Raw genomic sequence first — 17,342 nt, forward strand, 5'->3', positions numbered from 1 at the left:
GCACTCGTTCGCATTTTCCCGTCCAGCGCTGCGAAGGTGAACGTCACGGCGAATGCGCGAGAATCCGGTCACCGGCACACGGATGGGGCTCATGTACGGTCCGACGTATGCACGATGAACGCATGCGGGCCGCCCGCCTGCTGGACGCTCAGGCCAAGGCCGTCGAGCTGTTCGCCGAGGTGGGCGAACGCGGCCTGATCGTCCCAGGTGAGAGCGAGCGGGCGGTCAGCGACCGGATCCGTGACCTGGCGAACGAGATGTTCGGCGTCAAGCGCTTCTGGCACAAGCGGATCCTCCGCTCCGGACCCAACACCCTCCACCCGTACCGGAGTAACCCGCCGGACCGGATCATCGAGGCCGATGACATCGCATTCGCCGACTTCGGCCCGATCTTCGAGGAGTGGGAGGCCGACTTCGGGCGCACGTTCGTGCTCGGCGACGACCCGGTCAAGCACCGGCTGCGCGCCGACCTGCCCGAAATCTTCGCCGCCGGTCGGCGATACTTCGAAGCCCACCCGGACATCACCGGCGAGGAACTGTTCTCCGAGGTCGTACGGCTGACGCGCGAGGCGGGGTGGGAGTACGGCGGCCCGCACGCCGGGCACCTGGTGGGGGAGTTCCCGCACGAGAAGATCAACGGCGATCAGCTCGAGTGGTACATCGCGCCCGGCAGTGACCGGCCGATGCGGCGCACCGACCGGACCGGACACGACTGCCACTGGATCCTGGAGATCCACCTCATCGACCGAGAGCGTGGCTTCGGCGGTTTCCACGAAGAACTCCTCGACCTCGTGCCAGGTGCGTCAGGCGCGGACCGATAGGCCGACCAGAGCTCCTCGGCATCGCAAGCGCGGGCGACCTCCGTCCGGCGACGCACGCTCGTAGGGTGAACCCGTGATGATCGACCCCCACCTGACACCCAACTGGGCGTCGTCGGCGCTGCTGACGATCGACGTGCAACGCGACTTCCTCTCCGGCGCGCCCCACGGGGTGCCCGGCACCACTGAGCTGCTGCCAGCCATGGCAGACCTTGCGGCGGCGTTCCGCCGTGCCGGGCGGCCGATCGTGCACATCGTCCGTCTGTACCGCCCCGACGGCCATGACGCCGACCTCGTCCGGCGGTCCCTGCTGGCAAGTGGCGCTCGGATCGTCCTCCCCGGCAGCGCGGGCAGCGCCCTGGCCGAACCGCTGCTGCCGCCCGGCGCTCCGCCACTGGACGCGGACCTGCTGCTCAGCGGCCGCCCGCAGCACTTGGGCCCGCAGGAGTACGCCCTGTTCAAGCCTCGCTGGGGCGCCTTCCATCGGACCCCGCTCGACGAGATCCTCCGCGGCTGGGACGTGGACACCCTCGTCATCGCCGGCTGCAACTTCCCCAACTGCCCTCGCGCGACGCTCATCGAGGCCAGTGAACGCGACTACCGCCTGGTCCTGGCCGAGAACGCCGTCTCCCGCCTGACGAGCAGCGGATGCGACGAGATCAAGGGGCTGGGTGTGACCCTCGCGGCCACAGACGCGATCGCCGCCGCGCTGGATGCCGAAAGGAGCACCGTATGACGGTCACCCGAGCGGGCGACTTCGACTACGACAGTCACGGGCACGGCTACGCCGTACAGCGCCGGCCTGATCCGCGCATCGCCGCGCAGGTGCACACGGCGATCGGTCCCGTGCGCAGCCTCATCAACGTGGGCGCGGGAGCCGGATCCTACGAGCCCGAAGACCGGTACGTCGTGGCGGTCGAACCGTCGGAGGTCATGCGGGCGCAGCGACCCGCACACCGGGTGCCCGCGCTCGACGCGATCGCCGAACACCTCCCCTTCGACGACGGGGCCTTCGACGCCGCACTGGCCTCGGTCACCGTGCACCAGTGGTCGGACGCCGCCAAGGGCCTGAGTGAGATGCGCCGGGTCAGCCGCGGACCGGTCGTCGTGCTCACCTTCGACGGCGACGCACTCGACCTGTTGTGGCTGGCCGAGTACTGTCCCGAACTCGTCGCCGCCGAGCGCCGCCGATACCCCGAGATCGACTGGATCGCCGAACGGATCGGGACGACGAGCCGCGTGGAGACGGTCCCGATCCCACTCGACTGCGTGGACGGATTCACCGAGGCCTACTACGGCCGTCCGGAGCGCTTCCTGGAACCCGAAGTGCGCAGATCCCAGTCGGCCTGGGGTTTCGTGGACGAGGCCGCCGAACGGCGCGCCGTCGACCGCCTGCGCGCCGACCTCGAGAGCGGTGCCTGGGACGCCCGCTTCGGCCACCTACGCGACCAGCCCGAGTTCCACGGCTCCCTACGCCTGGTCATCGGCCTTCCATGACGGGTCTGGCCGTCCACGTGATGCAGGGTCGCCACCGACGCGACGACGTCGAACGAGGCGGGCTCGAAGGGGTGGGTCAGGAAGTCGCTGAGGAGGTAGTCGACGTCATCTCGGTGCTCGCGGGCTTGGTCGATGCTGGGCGCGTGGAGGTCGATGCCGGTGACGTGCGGCACGACCTGCCGGAGTTCGCGGGCGAGCATGCCCTCGCCGCAGCCGACATCGAGGGCGTGCTGAGCGCCATCGGGGACCGCGCGCAGGATGCGGGGGTGGTAATGGATGTTGTGGTTCCACCGCCTGCCGTTCTCCTCTGCCATGTGATCATCTTGCCGGACACGGGGGCCTGACACATGTCGTCGGCGAATCTGCGTACCGGCTGCCGCGACACGATTCAACGGACTGGTCATGCCCGACGATGCCGAGGCCGAGCTGAACGGCTACCGGATGCGTAGGGCCAGGCGGATCGACCGGCAGCGGCAGGCCGACATCGCCGGCGGCGCAGGGCTCGAGGTGGGTTCGCCTTCCGCAAGGTTTCATCGCGTGCTCGCGGTGGGGCCATCCGCGCTTCTTAGTGGATCTTTTTAATCGGGTGCGCGCCCTTGATCGAACTGGGCGTAGCGGGGGGGTTGCCTCCGTTCATCTCTTGAGCCCGAGGTACCGATGAAATTGATGGTCTTGAACCATCGGTGTACGAGGCCACTGCTGGCGGCGCTCGCCGCGGCGGCCACGCTGGCGGTCCTACCTGCCGCCGCGTACGCGGACGGCAGTCGGCCTGCGCCGGTTACCGGCGGAATCCCCTTGATCAACACGACCGAGAAGATCGGTCCGGGGATCAACCTGCAGCACGTGAAAGCGCTTGACCAGAAGGGCTGGTACAACGCCCAGTTCCTGACTGTGGACCTGTCCGACAAATCGGTCGGCACGGACCTGCTGACCTCCGGGCCGGTCGCGTCCGGCGGGCCGCTCAGCGCGGCCGCCAACAAGGCGGGCGCCGTCGCGGGCGTCAACGGCGAGTTCTTCGACATCGGCAACTCCAACGCGGCGCTCGGCGGCGAGATCCAGGACGGGCAGCTCATCAAGACCGCCGACATCGGCGGCCGCCAGCACGTCGGCGTCAGCGATGACGGCATCGCCCAGCTCGTGGACCTCACGGTCAACACGACCGCGAACTTCACCGGCGCGGACCACAAGGTCCTGTCGATCAACGCCGCGAACGGCGGCGGGGTCCCTGCGGACGGCCTGATCGCGTTCACGTCCGCGTGGGGCGACTACAGCCGCAACCGCGGCCTGACCGGCGTGGCCAACGATCAGATCGCCGAGGTCCTGGTCGAGAACGGCTCGGTCGTGTCGGTCACGCCGAATGGTCCCGCGGGCTCGGGGGCGATCCCGGCCGGCGGCTTCGTGCTCGTCGGGCGCGGCGCCGCGGCGACCGCGATCCGCGCGCTGCGGCCCGGCGACCCCGCGACGCTCAGCTACGCGCTCGCCGACGACGTCGCCAAGACGATGAAGTTCGCGCTCGGCGAAGGCGGCACCATCGTCTCCGGCGGCCAGGTCGTCGGTGGCCTCGACACCTCGATCGCCCCGCGCACCGCGCTCGGCTTCAAGGACGGCGGCCACACGCTCGTGCTCGCCACCTGGGACGGGCCGGGCGGCACCGGCAAGGGCGGCGTCGGGATCGACGAGGAGGCGCGCGACCTCGCCGCGATGGGCGTGCAGACCGCGGTCAACCTCGACGGCGGCGGCTCGACCACGATGGTCGCTCGCGCGCTCGGCGAGGACGACGCGACCGTCCGCAACGTCCCGTCCGACGGTCAAGAGCGCAGCGACCCGAACGGCGTGGGCGTGTTCGTCGCGAAGGGCGACGGCAAGCTGCACGAGCTTCTCCTGAAGGCCGCGCCGGGTGCGGCGTCGGCCGACGGCGGCGTGAAGGTCTTCCCGGGGCTGCACCGCGCGCTCGTCGCGCAGGGCGTCGACAACCACCAGACGCCGGTGACGGTCGACGCGAAGTCCGTGCGGTGGTCCGCTCACGGGGCGTCCGTCAAGGGCGGCACGCTCGCGGCCCCGACCAAGGCCAAGCCGCACGGCACGATCACGGTCAAGACGAAGGTGGGTCACGAGGCGGCGCGTGAGAATGTCACCGTCCTCGAGCCGGTCGACAGCGTCGAGCTGTCGTCCCAGCGCCTGTCGATCGCCGACGCGACGCCCGCCAACGCGGTCACCGTCTCCGTGACCGGCCGTGACGGCCAGGGCTACACGGCCCCGATCGACCCGCAGGACCTGTCGCTCGACTACGACCACAGCGTCGTGGACATCCAGCCGGTCGACGGCAAGCTGAAGATCACGCCGCTCACCGCCGCTGGCACGATCCTGACCGTCTCGGTCGCCGGCAAGTCGGTCCAGCTCCCGATCACGATCGGCGTCGAGACCAAGACGGTCTACGACTTCGACGACGACGTGCTCGCCCGCTGGCGCAACAACAGCACTGCGGCCACGACGTTCTCCGCGGACCCCGACGGCCTGCGGATCACCTTCAACGCGATGCGCAACGTGGGCATCGTGGCGGCGTCGGCGGCCCAGCGCGTCGCGGTGCCCGGCCAGCCGCTGCGCATTCGGGTGCGGATCAAGTCGAGCATCAGCGTGCCGAGCGGCCTGACCTACATCGCCTACTACGACGCCAACGGCAAGAGCACCGGCGTCTACGGCACCGGCCTGACCGCGAGCAGCGACTGGCAGTACGCGACGTTCACGCTGCCGGCCAACACGGCGTTCCCGATTTCGATCTCGACCTTCCAGGGCATCAACACGAGCGTCGCCCAGCAGAAGGCGGGCACGTTCGTCCTGGATCGTATCGAGGCCGACGTCCCGACGTCGATCGACCTGCCCGCCCAGCCCGGCCTGCGGTCCGACCCGCTCATCTCCGATGACGGCTCGCTGCCCGAGGGTCACGACACGTGGCGGTTCGCCACGCTGTCGGACGTGCAGTTCACGGCCGACAACCCGGCGCTGACCCAGGTCGCGACGACCGCCATCAAGCGGATCCGGCAGACCAAGCCCGACCTGCTCGTCCTCAACGGTGACATCACCGACCGCGGCCTGCCGCAGGACCTCGCGCTCGCCCGCAAGGTGCTCACCGACGCCGGATGCGACCTCATCCCGGTCGGCCAGGAGCCGGCCGAAAACAGCACGCCGAATCCGAAGGCCGGCTCGATCCCGTGCTACTACGTGCCGGGCAACCACGAGTCCTACGGCCTCAACAACGTCCAGTCCGACCTGACGAACTTCACCAACGAGTTCGGCCGGCCGTACCGGACGTTCGACCACAAGGGCACGCGGTTCATCCTGCTCGCCAGCTCTCTGGGGTCGCTGCGCGGGTCGGCCTGGGACCAGCTGCCGATGCTGCAGCAGGCGCTCGCCGACGCCAAGGACGACAAGTCGGTGCACAATGTGATGGTGTTCGCCCACCACCCGGTGGACGATCCCGCCGAGACCAAGTCCAGCCAGCTCGGCGACCGCGACGAGGTCGCGCTCATCGAGAACATGCTCACCGACTTCCGTGACTCCACGGGCAAGGGCGCCGCGATGGTCGGATCCCACGCCCAGATCGCCAACGTCCACCGCCTCGAAGGCGTCCCGTACGTGGTGCTGCCGTCCTCCGGCAAGGACCCGTACGGCACGCCGGACCGCGGCGGTTTCACCGGCTGGGTCGACTGGTCGGTCGACTCGCGCCAGGACGCCGACCAGCAATGGCTCGAGGCCGACGTGCGCGCCTTCGCGCAGTCCATCACGCTCAACACCCCGGACTCGCTTGAGGTGAGCACGACCGCGCAGCTCTCCGGCAGCATCGTGCAGCCCCAGGGCGTGTCCACGGGCACGCGTGTCGTGCCGCTGCAGTACCCGATGTCGGTCGACTGGAGCGGCTCGTCCAACCTGGCGATCGGCAGCGGGAAGGACGCCATCGACAAGGCCCGTAAGTCACACAAGATCGTCGCGATCCTCGACCCGCAGACCCGGACGCTCACCGCGCTGCGTACGGGCTCGGTCACCGTATCGGTCACCAACGACTCGATGCGCGCCTACACCGACGACAGCTCGCTCGCGCCGATCACGACCTCGAAGACCATCCAGGTCACGAGCGGCGGAAAGTGACCGTGACCAACTCCGGCACGCAGCCGCTGCGGATCGGCTCCTTGCTGATCTGACGCGCGAGGCGGCCCGGCTGAGGGCGAGCACGTACGTGCTCGCCCTCAGCGCACGCGAACCGACCGTCCGAACGCGATCATCCGCGCGGTGCCGTTCCCGATCCACGATCCGGCCGGCTCCGTGGACGAGATGCGCACCCTCGTCCGCGGTCAATAGCGAAGACGCCGGTCGAGGCGGGCGTTCTTGTGCGCTAGGGTCCGCTCCATGAGCGGAGCCGACGATCTTCTCCACCGGATTGAGACAACCCCGGAGTTGGCCGATCTACTGGTGTGGCCGGGTGACTTCGACATCGAGCGGCGTGACCCTGTTGAGCAGTTGAGGCTGCCATCCGGACTGTCACTGACGCCGATAGCGGGAGACGGCAGTGGCGGTACCTATTTCCTGTGCGGAGCGCCCGGCACCACGCGCCCCGTTCTGTACGCCGATTCCGAGGGCCACGCCACCTTGATGGCGGCCGACCTGGTGGAAGCGCTCACTCTGATCGCGGCGTTCCCCTACTGGCAGGACCTGTTGCATGGACATTCGGCCGAGGAGTTGGAGGAGGAGATCCGAAACGACGACCCTGACTATGCGGCCGCCCACACCGAGCTCATCGGCCTTCTCGGTGTCACTCCGCCCACAGAGGAGGAAGCGGTCACACGCCTACGCGCCTCAGCGTCCCGCACCGTTCCCGACTTCCTGCCCATCGCCCTCCTCGATGAGGGCGAAAGCATCTACGAACTGCTGTGATCTCCTAGCCGTCGGCCCGTCTGAGAGGGCCGAGACCACCGCGGCGGCCGTTCGCCCGATCACCACTCGGCGGCCAGGACGGCGGAGGCGGCTGCACGACCTCGACGAGGTCACCGCCGGCGGCTTCCGGGAATCGATGTGCGGTCGCCGCCGTTGTCGCGAACACGGGGCCCGCATCGGGAACCGTCCGGACGAGACGCGCCGTACCCGGCCTGCAAAGACGACGCTCCCCGACGAAAGGGAGCTGTCATGGCGTGGCTCATGGTTGTCGCCGCTGGTCTGTTCGAGGTCGCGATGGCCTACATGCTCAAGCTGAGCGATGGGTTCTCCGTACCGCCGGCGAGCGTGGGGTTCATCGTGTTCGCCCTGCTCAGCTTCGGTCTTCTCACCCTCGCTCTGAAGGACCTCGATGTCGGTACGGCTTACGCCGTCTGGACGGGCATCGGTGCCGTCGGCACGGCCACTCTCGGCATGATCTTCTTGGGAGAGGACGCATCCCTCCTCAAGATCGTCTCGGTCCTGCTCATCCTCGCCGGCGTCGTCGGTCTCAACCTGGCGGGCGGCGGCCACTAGAAAGTGGTACATCCGATGAGCCGGGAAGTGGACTAGTTCACTGGTCCGCTTCCCGGCTAGCGTCGAAGACATGGACGTAGATGTAAGAGGCAACAGCGTACTGAGCCTGCTTTTCCACGGGACGCCGTCCAAGCTTCCCGACCCCGCCGATGTGATGACCGCGCTCATCGAACTGCCGCCCGGCGACCCCGGCTCCCCGCCGCACCGGCACTCGGGCCCGGTCTACGGCTACATGGTCGAAGGGGAGATGATCTTCGAGTTGGAAGGCGAGCCGGAGCGGGTGATCCGCGCGGGCGAGGCGTTCTGGGAGCCCGGCGGCGACGTCATCCATTACCAGGCGGCCAACAACCTGGCCGACTCGTGGAGCCGGTTCGTCGTGGTCATGTTCTGTGTGCCCGATGTGCCGATGCTCACCTACGTCGACGATGCAGAGCTCGCGGCCCGCGCCGACCGCCGTGCTCCCCGGCCGAACTGATCGGCGGCAGGCATGCGGATCTTTCTTGCGGGAGCGACAGGGGTCATCGGCCGGCGGGTGGTGCCGCTGCTGGTCGCCGAGGGACACCAGGTCACGGCCCTCACCCGGAAGCCCGACCGGGCCGCCGCGCTGCGCGCGTCGGGGGTGGAGCCTGTGGTGGCCGACGCCCTCGACGGCGCGGACCTCGCCGCTGCGGTCATAGAAGCAGCACCCGACATCGTGATGCACCAGCTCACCGACCTGGCCGCGGGCGACTTCGCGGCGAACGCGGCACTGCGCAGGCAGGGCACCCGCAACCTGGTCGACGCGGCACTGGCCGCCGGCGTACGCCGGATGGTGGCGCAGAGCATCGCGTGGATCTACGAGGCGGGAGACGCGCCGGCCGATGAGCCGACGCCGCTCGACCTCGCCGCACCGGGGGAGCGGGGAACGAGAGTAGGGGCCGCGGCGGCGCTGGAGGCGGCCGTCCACGAGATGCCCGAGTGGGTCGTGCTGCGCTACGGGGAGTTCTACGGCCCCGGAACCTGGTACGCGCCCGACGGCCTCGCCGCGGACATGGCGCGGGCAGGGGGACTGGCCGCCGGCGGCGGCGTGGTCTCCTTCGTGCACGCCGACGACGCCGCCACCGCGGCGGTGCAGGCACTCGACTGGCCCGCCAATGGTGCGGTCAACGTCTGCGACGACGAGCCGGCGCCGGGCCGGGAATGGGTGCCCGCCTTCTGCGCGGCCGTGGGCGCCTCACCTCCGACTCCGGCGGACACCGGCCGGCCGGGGTGGGCGCGCGGCGCGGACAACCACCACGCCCGCAAGCACCTCGGCTGGGTGCCGAGGTATCCGTCGTGGCGGGACGGCTTCGCGGCGTTCGCCGGCGGCACCCCTACCTGATGGCGCCGGGCGGCCTGCCGACCAGTGAGACCAGCATGTCGAGCGCGCGGCGCCAGGCGTGCTGCGGCGGCGAAGCGTAGCCGATGACCAGGGCGGCGGGATGCTCCTCGCTCATCGGGTGCCAGTAGCCCGCGGTGTGCAGGCCGTGCAGGAGCAGTCCCGCGCGCTCCGCCGTGGCGACCAGTTCGCGTTCGGCGGCCGCCGAGGCGACCGGCAGCAGCGCGTGCAACCCGGCGGCGACTCCTGTGAGCAGCGTGTCGGTGACCGCCGCCAGCTGGTCGGCCAGCTCGTGGCGCCGGCGCCGGTAACCCAGCCGGGCCCGCCGTACGTGCCGGTCGTAGCCGCCGTGGGAGAGCAGGTCGGCGAGCACGAGTTGGTCGATCACGGGGAGCGCCGAGCCGGTCTCCCGTACGGTCCGCAGCAGCGGATCACGCAGCGAGGCGGGCACCACCAGCCAGCCGAGCCGCGCCCCCGGCGCCAGGGTCTTGCTGGTGCTGCCCGCGTAGATCACCCGATCGGGGGCCAGCGCCTGCATCGCGCCGACCGGTTGCTGGCCGTAGCGGAACTCGCCGTCGTAGTCGTCTTCGATCACGTAGGCGTCGTTCTGCCGGGCCCAGTCGATGAACGCCGCGCGCCTCCCGGGCGCCAGCACGACGCCCCACGGATGCTGATGGGCCGGAGTGAGCAGCGCGAACCCCGTGCCATCCGGGAGGCCCGACGGATCGGCGCCGTCCGCGTCCACCGCCAGCGGCACCGGGGCGAGCCCCGCCGCGGCCACCAGTTCACGGTGAAACACGAACCCGGGGTTCTCGGTCGCCGCACGCCAGGCGCCGAGACGGCGGAAGGTGCGCGCGAGCAGCGCGAGCGCCTGGGTGAACCCCGCAGTGATCACTGTCGATTCGGCGCTCGCCCAGACTCCGCGGGTCCGCGAGACGTAGTCGGCGACCGCCGAGCGCAGCGCGGGCATCCCCGCGAGGTCGGGGTAGCCCATCTGCTCGGACTCCATCGCCGACATCACCCGGCGGACGCTCGAAACCCAGTCCGCGCGCGGAAACGTGCTGACGTCGGGCCGGCCGGGACGCAGGTCACCCAGGGAGGCGGCGCGAGGCTCCACAGGACCGTGGCCGACGGCCTCGCCGGTGCCGGATTCCGGCAGCACGTCGGCCACCCGGGTGCCGGATCCGCGCGCGCCCGTCAGCCACCCCTCGGCGATCAACTGCGTGTAGGCATGGACGACCGTTCCCCTGGACAGGCCGAGGTCGGCGGCGAGACCACGGGTGCCCGGGAGCCGGGTGCCCGCGGTCAGCCGCCCCGACCGCACCGCTTCACGTAGGGCGGCCTCCAGCGACCGCCCCACCCCGCCGGCGCCGGGCAGGTCGAGATGCAGGTCGAGCCCCGACCCGAATCCGGCCCGGCCGTCGTCCGGCGAGCCCTGCATCGACCGACCCCCCTGTGGCGTTCGCCCTCGTCCCGCACCTCATGTCATATCAGGCCGTGACGGCGAGATCGGCGATCGGGATGGATCCGGGGATCCGATGGCAGTGACGCGAATCACCGTCACCGACGCCCGATCGACGTCACATCTCCCGGGCCGATCCCGTCATGTGAGTGAGGCAAGGTTAGGGGGGCCCAATGCGTTCGCTGTCGGCCAAGCGCCGCTCGTTTCAGTTCTCACACTGGTCGTTCATGTTCGCGGAGATCGCCGTCTGGTCGTTCGTCGTTCTGGCGGTGACCGGGGCGGTGCTGATGGTGTTCTACGACCCCGGCATGTCCCGGGTGACCTATGACGGTTCGTACGGCCTGCTGCGCGGAGTCTTCGTCAGCAAGGCCTTCGACTCGACTCTGCATCTGAGCCTGGAGGTGCGCGGCGGGCTGCTCATCCGCCAGGTCCACCACTGGGCGGCGCTCGTCTTCGTGGCGGCCGTCGTGTCGCAGTTGCTGCGTGTGTTCCTCACCGGCGCGTTCCGCCGCCCGCGCACCGGGCAGTGGCTGATCTGGGTGACGCTGCTGGCGCTGGGCATGGCCGCGGGCGAGACCGGCAACGTCCTGCCCGACGACTTGATGTCGGGTGGGAGCATGTGGCTGATCGTGTCGGTCGTGCAGTCCATCCCGGTGGTGGGAACCTGGGTGTTGTCGTTGCTGTTCGGCCAGGGCTTCCCCGGTGACCGGGTCATTCCGGTCATGTACGGGGGGCACCTGCTGATCGCGGTCGTCGTGGCCGTACTGCTGGTCGCGCGTGAACTGCTGGTGCGGCGGCACGGCCATTCCCGGTTCGTCGCCTCACTGCCGGCGCCGCGTCGCGCCCGCCCGATGATGGCGCTCGCCACGATCGGCACGCTGATCATCCTCGGGTTCGGGTTCCAGATCGCCCCTATATGGCTGTACGGCCCTGCCAAGCCGACGCAGATCTCGGCGGGCTCGGTTCCCGACTGGTACATGGGGTTCCTCGACGGCGCTCTCCGGATCATGCCCGGATGGGAACTCACGATCGGGGATCACACGCTCAGCCTCGCGGTCCTCGTCCCCACGCTGGTGGTACCCGGGGTCTTCTTCACCGCCCTGGCCGCCTACCCGATGGCCGAGCGCTTCCTCCTTTCGCGACGCGGCCGCCGCGACGCGCTTGGCCGGCCCAAGACCTCGGGCCGCATGGCCCGCGAGACGCTCGCACATGACCTGCTCGACCGGCCACGTGAGACGCCGGTGAAGACGGGCATCGCGGTCGCCGGCGTCACGTTCTACGGCCTGCTGTGGGCGGCCGCGGCCAACGACCAGATCGCCGTCCAGTTCCAGCTCGCGGTCGAGGCTGTGACGATCTTCTTCAGGTTCGCCGTGCTCATCGGCCCTGTCATCGCCTTCGTCGTCACCCGGTGGATCTGCCTCGCACTTCAGCAGACGGATCACGACGTGGCCGAGCACGGAGTGGAGACCGGGATCATCACGCGGTCCCCGGACGGCGGATTCCACGAACGGCTGGAGCCGGCGCGGCAGGAGCGCCGGGATCCGGCGATCACCTCAGGGGGACGATCGTGACATCGAACAGGCCACAGGTCGTGATCGTCGGGGGAGGGGTCGCCGGATGCCAGGCGGCCCGAGCCCTGTCGCGCAGGGTGGGAGACGGCGCGGAGATCGTGCTGGTCAACCCGGCCGGCGTGGCGCTGCATCCGGAGCTGCTCCCGCAGGTGATGACGGGCGTCCTGAGCCCGGACCGGGTGAGCGTGCCGCTGGCCGAGACGCTGCCGGGTGTGCGGGTGGTGCTCGGCACGGTCACCCACATCGACGCCCACGCCCAGCGCGTGCTTTACGACGGCGGCGTGCTGGACTACGACCGGCTGATCGTGGCGGCGGGAGGCGTGAGCGAAGTCGCCCAGGTCTCCGCGGTCTCGGCGCACAGCGTCGGCTTCCACAACGTCGGGCAGGCCCTCCATCTGCGTGATCACATCCATCGGCAGCTCTCCCTGGCCGCCGCGAGCACCGACCCCTTCGAACGCGCGGCGCGCTGCACGTTCGTCGTGCTCGGCGCGGGATACGCGGGTACGGCCGCGGCCTCGGCCGGGCAGTGGCTGTCCCAGTCGATCGCCTGCCGCGACCCGCGATTGCGCGGGCAGCCGATCCGTTGGATCCTGGCCGATCCCGCCGAGTGGCTGCTGCCTGACATGCGGCATCGCCTGTCCAGGACGACGGCGCGGATGTTGCGGTCGCGGGGCGTGGAGGTCCGGACGCGGACCTCGCTCGGCCAGGTCACCTCCCGGGGGCTGCGGCTCACCGACGGTGAGTTCATTCCCACCCGCACGATCGTGTGGAGCTTCGGGGTCCGCCCCGATCCGCTCGTGACCAACCTCGCACTGGCGGCCGAGCAGGGCAGGATCAGGGTGGACGAGCACCTGGCCGTGCCCGGCCATCCCGAGATCTATGCCTGCGGCGATGTGGCCGCGGTCCCCGACCTCGCCAGGCCCGGCAAGATCGCCCCGATGAGCGGGCAGCATGCCCTGCGCCAAGGCAGGCTGGCGGGCGGCAACGTCGCGGCCTCCATCGGGTACGGCTCGCGCCGGCCGTACCGGCACAGGATCCACGACTCCATGGTGGACCTGGTCCGGACGCCGGAGCAGCCGCTGCGCGTGGCCTGAGCGCCTGGTCCCGGTTCATGCGTCCTCTTCGTCACTGCGTGTTCCCCCAGGGCACCAGTGTTAGAGACTGACCGAAATTGGCGAAAAGTCTTGTTTTTTCGACCTTTTAGTGATCAAGATGGATGCACCGTTCGGGGCCTTCCCCACCGGCCTTCGCGCACGACAGCGACCCACCGCTTCCCCCGCGATGAGAGGAACCCCATGACCCGCAAGCTCCGCTTCGGCGGCAGGCTCGCCGCGATTGCGGTCGCGACCGCGACCGTCGCCGCCACGGCCGCGTTCGCGCCCGCCGCCGCCGCCGCCGCCCAGCCCGCGCCCGCGACCCCACCCATCGCATACGTCGACGTGTCCGTGGCGACCGTCTGGACCAGTCCTGACAGTCCGCGTCCCATCGACGCTCCCGCGCTGACCGACCCGGCGGATCCCGAGAAGTGGCTCGCCGCCATGACGGTGGACGACAAGCGGGGCCTGACGAGCGGCAACCTGACCCAGACGCAGGTCCTCTACGGTCATCCCGTCTACGTGCTGGCCCAGCAGGGCGACTGGGCCGAAGTCGCGGTGCCGGGTCAGGCCACGCCGAAGAACTCGCTGGGCTACCCGGGCTGGGTGCCCAAGGCGCAGCTCACCAGCAACGCCGGTTACACCGCTGTGGCCGCCCACAGCCCCTTCGCGCTGGTGGACCGAGCCCCGACCACGTGGCTCTACAACGATCTCGGGCGGCGTTCGAAGGCACTGAAGATCAGTGCGAACACCCGGCTGCCCGAGCTCGCGCGCGTCGGCGACTCCGTCCTCGTCTACACCCCCGATCACGGGACGAAATGGCTTTCCGCCACCGATGTCAGCGTGTACAAGTCGGAGACCGACATCCCATATCCGACCGGCGCAGATCTGGTGAACTTCGCGAAGAAGTTCATCAACGTGCCGTACCTGTGGGCAGGCCGGGCCGGGTTCGGCTTCGACTGCTCCGGATTCACCTCCACCGTGTACGAGGCCAACGGCATCGCCATCCCGCGCGACTCCGGCGCTCAGGCCACCTACGGCGGTGGCACCAAGGTCGACCGGGCCGACCTGCAACCCGGCGACCTGATCTTCTACGCCCACAACAACGGCACCGGCTCGATCTACCACGTGGCCATGTACATCGGGAATCAGCAGATGATCGAGGCGTACGACGCCGCGACACCGGTCCGGATCACCCCGGCGCGGTTCAACACCGACTACTGGGGCGCGGTGCGGTACCTCGCCGCGGGCCACTGACGGTTCGCGCCCACGTCGGCGTCGCCGTGGGCGCGGCTGTGCCTGATCGGGTCCCCGCGCCTTGGTTCGCGGGGACGGCGAGGCATCGCCGCGCTCGCCGTGCGCTCACCGTGACAACCGGCGAGCCGGGTCTGGCACGGGGGAGGACTCGGTCGACGTCTGGGCGTCAACGGGCCGAGGACAGGACCCGTGCGAGCCAGTCGTTGCGGGTGCGGCGTGCCGTGACGGAGACCCGCGCCTGAGGGTAGAGCGCGTCGAATCCATGGAAGCCCCCCGCCCAGACGTGGAGTTCCGCCTGACCGCCGGCGGCCCAGATCCTGGTGGCGTAGTCGACGTCCTCGTCGCGGAAGACCTCGGCGGTGCCGGCGTCGATATAGGTGGTGGGCAGGCCGGAGAGGTCGTCGGCGAGCGCGGGTGAGACGTAGCCGGGCACGTCCTCGTCTGCGAGGCCGGCGAGGACTGCCCGCCATCCGAACTCGTTCATCTCGCGGGTCCAGACGCCCGGGTCGCCGGAGTACTGCCGGCTGGAGATGGTGGTGTTGCGGTGGTCGAGCATGGGGCAGATGAGCACCTGGGCGGCGATCGCCGGGGTGCCGCGGTCGCGCGCCATCAGGGTCACGCCGGCGGCGAGTCCGCCGCCGGCGCTGGCTCCCGCGACGACGATGCGGGTGGGGTCGATGCCCAGCCGGTCGGCGTGCTCGGCGACCCAGCACAGACCGTGGTAGCAGTCCTCGACCAGGGTCGTGCCGGTGGCTTCCGGAGCCAGGCGGTAGTCGACGGAGACCACGACGGCGCCGTACAGGTCGAGCCACTCCAGCGGGATGTCGATCTGCGAGAAGCGATCTCCCATGATCATCCCGCCGCCGTGGATCCAGTAGACGCACGGTGCGGCCGGGGAGCGATCGGCCCCGGCGGAGCTGAAGATCGACAGGGGGATCTGCGCGCCGTCCGGGCCGGTGACGGTGACCTCGCGGTGCTCGACGCCGCGGCCTTCGAGGAGGGTTTCAACCGGTGTCGGCGGGAGTTGGCGGATCTGCGCGAGCACCTCTGGGCTGAGCTGCGACATGAGGGGCATGTCGGCAAGGAGCGCGCGAAGTTCGGGGTCGATGCCGGGTCGTGCCGGTGCCATGGTGGAGGGTTCCTTTCGCGGGGGTTTCTTCGGGTGATCGAGCGGGTGCCGTCGGATGGAGGGATGGAGATCCGGCCGGTGGTCGTCGCGTCCGGTTGGCGGGCGTCCCAGACGTGCAGCGAGGCGACGGCGGTGGGCGCCGTCAGGTCGAATCAGAAAAGGCCCGTCGGGCGTCGATCTCAGAAGGCCGCCTTGCCCCCGACCGGCACCTCGTCGATGTACTGGGACTCGCCGGTGAGCAGCGGCTGGAGCTTCGCGACCAGCGCCTGGGCCTGTTCGGTCGCGAAGAAACTGCTGTGGGCCTCCGGGCTGGTCCAGCCTTCGGTGACGTGGACGATGTCTCGGTTGCCGGCCGAGCGGCTGACCAGGAAGACGACGCAGTCCTCGTGCGGCAGGGACGGCGCGTTGAGCAGAAGCTCGACCAGTTCGTCACCCCTGCCGGGCCGCGCGGTCATGGTGGCGTGAAAACCGTGGTTGACGCTCATGGGGCTCTACCTCTTCGATTGCGGAGCTGTCGTGCACTCCTGGGATATCAACTCACCCATGAAAACATCTCTACCAGCGGAAACGTTAGAACTATGCTCCTGATCTCTTGCCTGATCCTGCCGTTGTGGCGAGTATCGGCTTAGTGGTTCAATCGGGTCATGTGCCTCGACGAGCTCAACGAGCTGATCACCCGTCACGCGCGGTCCGACGGGACCACCGCCATCGACGGCGTCCTGATCTCGAAGGTCGAGCAGCCGACTCCACCGTCACCGTCCATGTCCGGCTCGGTGCTGGCACTCATCACGCAGGGCGCCAAACGCATCGCGCTGGGCGACCGCGTCTACGACTACGGCGCCGGGCAGTACCTCATCGCCTCGGTCGACCTGCCGATCACCGGCCACTTCACCGAGGCCGGCCCAGAGCGGCCGGCGATGGGCTTCGGCCTGACCCTGCACCCGGCTGCCGTCGCCGAGCTGCTGCTGCAGGCGGCCCCCGGAGACCTCCCGCCAGCCGGCGGCAACGCGCCGTCCAGCATGGCCGTCAGCGACGCCCCCGCCGAACTCGTCGACGCGGTGATCCGACTGCTGCGCCTGCTCGACCGGCCGCGCGACATCACCGTGCTGGCGCCGCTGATCAAACGGGAGATCCTCTGGCGGCTCATCACCGGCGAGCAGGGCGCGATCGTCCGCCAACTGGGCCTCGCCGACAGCAGCCTCACCCACATCGCGCGCGCGGTCCAGTGGATCCGCGACCACTACACACAGTCCTTCCGCGTCGAGGACGTCGCACAGTTGGCCGGGATGAGCGTGTCCGCCTTCTACCGCAATTTCCAGGCGGTCACCGCGATGAGTCCCATTCAGTTCCAGAAACAGATCCGGCTCCAGGAGGCCCGCCTCCTGCTCGCCACCCACCCCAACGACGTCACCGGCGTCGGCATCCGCGTCGGCTACGACAGTCCGTCACAGTTCAGCCGTGAGTACCGCCGCCAGTTCGGTGTTCCACCCAGCCAGGACGCCACCCGCCTCCGGGCATCCGCAGCCGATCATGTCGCAACGACGCGGTGGCCTTCGGCCGCACGTCGGCCCTGAGCATGCCGTGACGAGGAGAACACGGGCGCTGGCGCCACCACGGCCTGGGATGGTGATCGCTGAAATTCGCGCGCAGTAGCAGCC

At 69.7% G+C, this 17,342-nt stretch carries 15 protein-coding genes, 1 pseudogene and 1 riboswitch; of the genes and pseudogenes, 12 read left to right on the forward strand and 4 right to left on the reverse strand.

What is annotated here, in order from left to right; translation table 11 throughout:
• The first annotated feature begins 107 nt into the window (after nucleotides 1–107).
• The 3 genes from Psi02_RS18535 (at nucleotide 108) to Psi02_RS18545 (ending at nucleotide 2,315) form a co-directional block, all read left to right on the forward strand.
• Nucleotides 108–821, forward strand: a complete 714-nt coding sequence (locus tag Psi02_RS18535) for a M24 family metallopeptidase (RefSeq protein ID WP_203975715.1) — start codon at nucleotides 108–110, stop codon at nucleotides 819–821.
• A 76-nt stretch (nucleotides 822–897) separates the two neighbouring features.
• Nucleotides 898–1,554, forward strand: a complete 657-nt coding sequence (locus Psi02_RS18540) for a cysteine hydrolase family protein (RefSeq protein WP_239094990.1) — start codon at nucleotides 898–900, stop codon at nucleotides 1,552–1,554.
• Nucleotides 1,551–2,315, forward strand: a complete 765-nt coding sequence (locus Psi02_RS18545; RefSeq protein WP_203975718.1) for a class I SAM-dependent methyltransferase — start codon at nucleotides 1,551–1,553, stop codon at nucleotides 2,313–2,315. Before Psi02_RS18540 ends, Psi02_RS18545 begins: the two co-directional genes overlap by 4 nt.
• Nucleotides 2,316–2,377: 62 nt before the next feature.
• Here Psi02_RS18545 and Psi02_RS40975 read toward each other — a convergent pair.
• A pseudogene (locus Psi02_RS40975) lies at nucleotides 2,378–2,719 on the reverse strand (class I SAM-dependent methyltransferase); the annotation flags it as partial.
• A gap of 268 nt (nucleotides 2,720–2,987) precedes the next feature.
• Here Psi02_RS40975 and Psi02_RS18555 point away from each other — a divergent pair.
• From Psi02_RS18555 to Psi02_RS18575, 5 genes are all read left to right on the forward strand, one after another.
• The gene (locus tag Psi02_RS18555; RefSeq protein ID WP_203975727.1) at nucleotides 2,988–6,458 is read left to right on the forward strand and encodes a phosphodiester glycosidase family protein; all 3,471 of its coding nucleotides are present in this window, start codon (nucleotides 2,988–2,990) and stop codon (nucleotides 6,456–6,458) included.
• A 258-nt stretch (nucleotides 6,459–6,716) separates the two neighbouring features.
• Nucleotides 6,717–7,241, forward strand: coding sequence for a hypothetical protein (locus tag Psi02_RS18560; RefSeq protein ID WP_203975729.1), 525 nt, complete (start codon nucleotides 6,717–6,719; stop codon nucleotides 7,239–7,241).
• Between the two features lie 164 nt (nucleotides 7,242–7,405).
• Nucleotides 7,406–7,471: riboswitch (guanidine-III (ykkC-III) riboswitch) on the forward strand.
• Nucleotides 7,472–7,490: 19 nt separating this feature from the next.
• A complete protein-coding gene (locus tag Psi02_RS18565; protein WP_203975731.1) occupies nucleotides 7,491–7,814 on the forward strand; it encodes a DMT family transporter in 324 nt (107 codons plus the stop codon).
• A 70-nt stretch (nucleotides 7,815–7,884) separates the two neighbouring features.
• The gene (locus tag Psi02_RS18570; RefSeq protein WP_203975733.1) at nucleotides 7,885–8,289 is read left to right on the forward strand and encodes a cupin domain-containing protein; all 405 of its coding nucleotides are present in this window, start codon (nucleotides 7,885–7,887) and stop codon (nucleotides 8,287–8,289) included.
• A 12-nt stretch (nucleotides 8,290–8,301) separates the two neighbouring features.
• The gene (locus tag Psi02_RS18575; RefSeq protein ID WP_203975735.1) at nucleotides 8,302–9,174 is read left to right on the forward strand and encodes an NAD-dependent epimerase/dehydratase family protein; all 873 of its coding nucleotides are present in this window, start codon (nucleotides 8,302–8,304) and stop codon (nucleotides 9,172–9,174) included.
• Here Psi02_RS18575 and pdxR read toward each other — a convergent pair.
• Nucleotides 9,167–10,612, reverse strand: coding sequence for a MocR-like pyridoxine biosynthesis transcription factor PdxR (gene pdxR, locus Psi02_RS18580; protein ID WP_203975738.1), 1,446 nt, complete (start codon nucleotides 10,610–10,612; stop codon nucleotides 9,167–9,169). The two genes, Psi02_RS18575 and pdxR, sit on opposite strands and share 8 nt — an antisense overlap.
• Before the next feature lie 194 nt (nucleotides 10,613–10,806).
• On the opposite strand from pdxR, the gene Psi02_RS18585 reads away from it, so the two are divergent.
• The 3 genes from Psi02_RS18585 to Psi02_RS18595 all read left to right on the forward strand — a co-directional run bounded on the left by Psi02_RS18585 (nucleotide 10,807) and on the right by Psi02_RS18595 (nucleotide 14,555).
• On the forward strand, nucleotides 10,807–12,204 hold the full coding sequence (locus Psi02_RS18585) for a cytochrome b (protein WP_203975740.1): 1,398 nt from the start codon (nucleotides 10,807–10,809) through the stop codon (nucleotides 12,202–12,204).
• The gene (locus Psi02_RS18590; RefSeq protein ID WP_203975741.1) at nucleotides 12,201–13,298 is read left to right on the forward strand and encodes an NAD(P)/FAD-dependent oxidoreductase; all 1,098 of its coding nucleotides are present in this window, start codon (nucleotides 12,201–12,203) and stop codon (nucleotides 13,296–13,298) included. The genes Psi02_RS18585 and Psi02_RS18590 overlap by 4 nt, the downstream gene beginning before the upstream one ends.
• Nucleotides 13,299–13,499: 201 nt before the next feature.
• Nucleotides 13,500–14,555 carry a C40 family peptidase gene (locus Psi02_RS18595; RefSeq protein WP_203975743.1) on the forward strand — a complete coding sequence of 352 codons (1,056 nt, stop codon included), beginning with the start codon at nucleotides 13,500–13,502 and terminating at the stop codon, nucleotides 14,553–14,555.
• 166 nt (nucleotides 14,556–14,721) lie between these two features.
• Here the strand turns inward: Psi02_RS18595 and Psi02_RS18600 are convergent, their stop codons facing one another.
• Both Psi02_RS18600 and Psi02_RS18605 read right to left on the reverse strand, forming a co-directional pair.
• Nucleotides 14,722–15,684 (reverse strand): alpha/beta hydrolase, encoded by a 963-nt coding sequence (locus tag Psi02_RS18600; RefSeq protein ID WP_203975745.1) that lies wholly within the window; start codon nucleotides 15,682–15,684, stop codon nucleotides 14,722–14,724.
• A 179-nt stretch (nucleotides 15,685–15,863) separates the two neighbouring features.
• Nucleotides 15,864–16,169 carry a putative quinol monooxygenase gene (locus tag Psi02_RS18605; protein ID WP_203975747.1) on the reverse strand — a complete coding sequence of 102 codons (306 nt, stop codon included), beginning with the start codon at nucleotides 16,167–16,169 and terminating at the stop codon, nucleotides 15,864–15,866.
• A gap of 159 nt (nucleotides 16,170–16,328) precedes the next feature.
• Here Psi02_RS18605 and Psi02_RS18610 point away from each other — a divergent pair, with 159 nt between their 5' ends.
• Nucleotides 16,329–17,258, forward strand: a complete 930-nt coding sequence (locus Psi02_RS18610) for an AraC family transcriptional regulator (protein WP_203975749.1) — start codon at nucleotides 16,329–16,331, stop codon at nucleotides 17,256–17,258.
• Nucleotides 17,259–17,342: the final 84 nt, after the last annotated feature.

It is taken from the genome of Planotetraspora silvatica, assembly GCF_016863315.1.
GTDB lineage: Bacteria > Actinomycetota > Actinomycetes > Streptosporangiales > Streptosporangiaceae > Planotetraspora > Planotetraspora silvatica.

Coding starts and splice junctions, on each gene's coding strand:
- Psi02_RS18605 (WP_203975747.1), bottom strand. CDS start 16,169: ATGAGCGTCAACCACGGTTTTCACGCCACCATGACCGCGCGGCCCGGC.
- Psi02_RS18600 (WP_203975745.1), bottom strand. CDS start 15,684: ATGGCACCGGCACGACCCGGCATCGACCCCGAACTTCGCGCGCTCCTT.
- Psi02_RS18545 (WP_203975718.1), top strand. CDS start 1,551: ATGACGGTCACCCGAGCGGGCGACTTCGACTACGACAGTCACGGGCAC.
- Psi02_RS18565 (WP_203975731.1), top strand. CDS start 7,491: ATGGCGTGGCTCATGGTTGTCGCCGCTGGTCTGTTCGAGGTCGCGATG.
- Psi02_RS18595 (WP_203975743.1), top strand. CDS start 13,500: ATGACCCGCAAGCTCCGCTTCGGCGGCAGGCTCGCCGCGATTGCGGTC.
- Psi02_RS18575 (WP_203975735.1), top strand. CDS start 8,302: ATGCGGATCTTTCTTGCGGGAGCGACAGGGGTCATCGGCCGGCGGGTG.
- Psi02_RS18570 (WP_203975733.1), top strand. CDS start 7,885: ATGGACGTAGATGTAAGAGGCAACAGCGTACTGAGCCTGCTTTTCCAC.
- Psi02_RS18535 (WP_203975715.1), top strand. CDS start 108: ATGCACGATGAACGCATGCGGGCCGCCCGCCTGCTGGACGCTCAGGCC.
- Psi02_RS18585 (WP_203975740.1), top strand. CDS start 10,807: ATGCGTTCGCTGTCGGCCAAGCGCCGCTCGTTTCAGTTCTCACACTGG.
- pdxR (WP_203975738.1), bottom strand. CDS start 10,612: ATGCAGGGCTCGCCGGACGACGGCCGGGCCGGATTCGGGTCGGGGCTC.
- Psi02_RS18610 (WP_203975749.1), top strand. CDS start 16,329: ATGTGCCTCGACGAGCTCAACGAGCTGATCACCCGTCACGCGCGGTCC.
- Psi02_RS18540 (WP_239094990.1), top strand. CDS start 898: ATGATCGACCCCCACCTGACACCCAACTGGGCGTCGTCGGCGCTGCTG.
- Psi02_RS18560 (WP_203975729.1), top strand. CDS start 6,717: ATGAGCGGAGCCGACGATCTTCTCCACCGGATTGAGACAACCCCGGAG.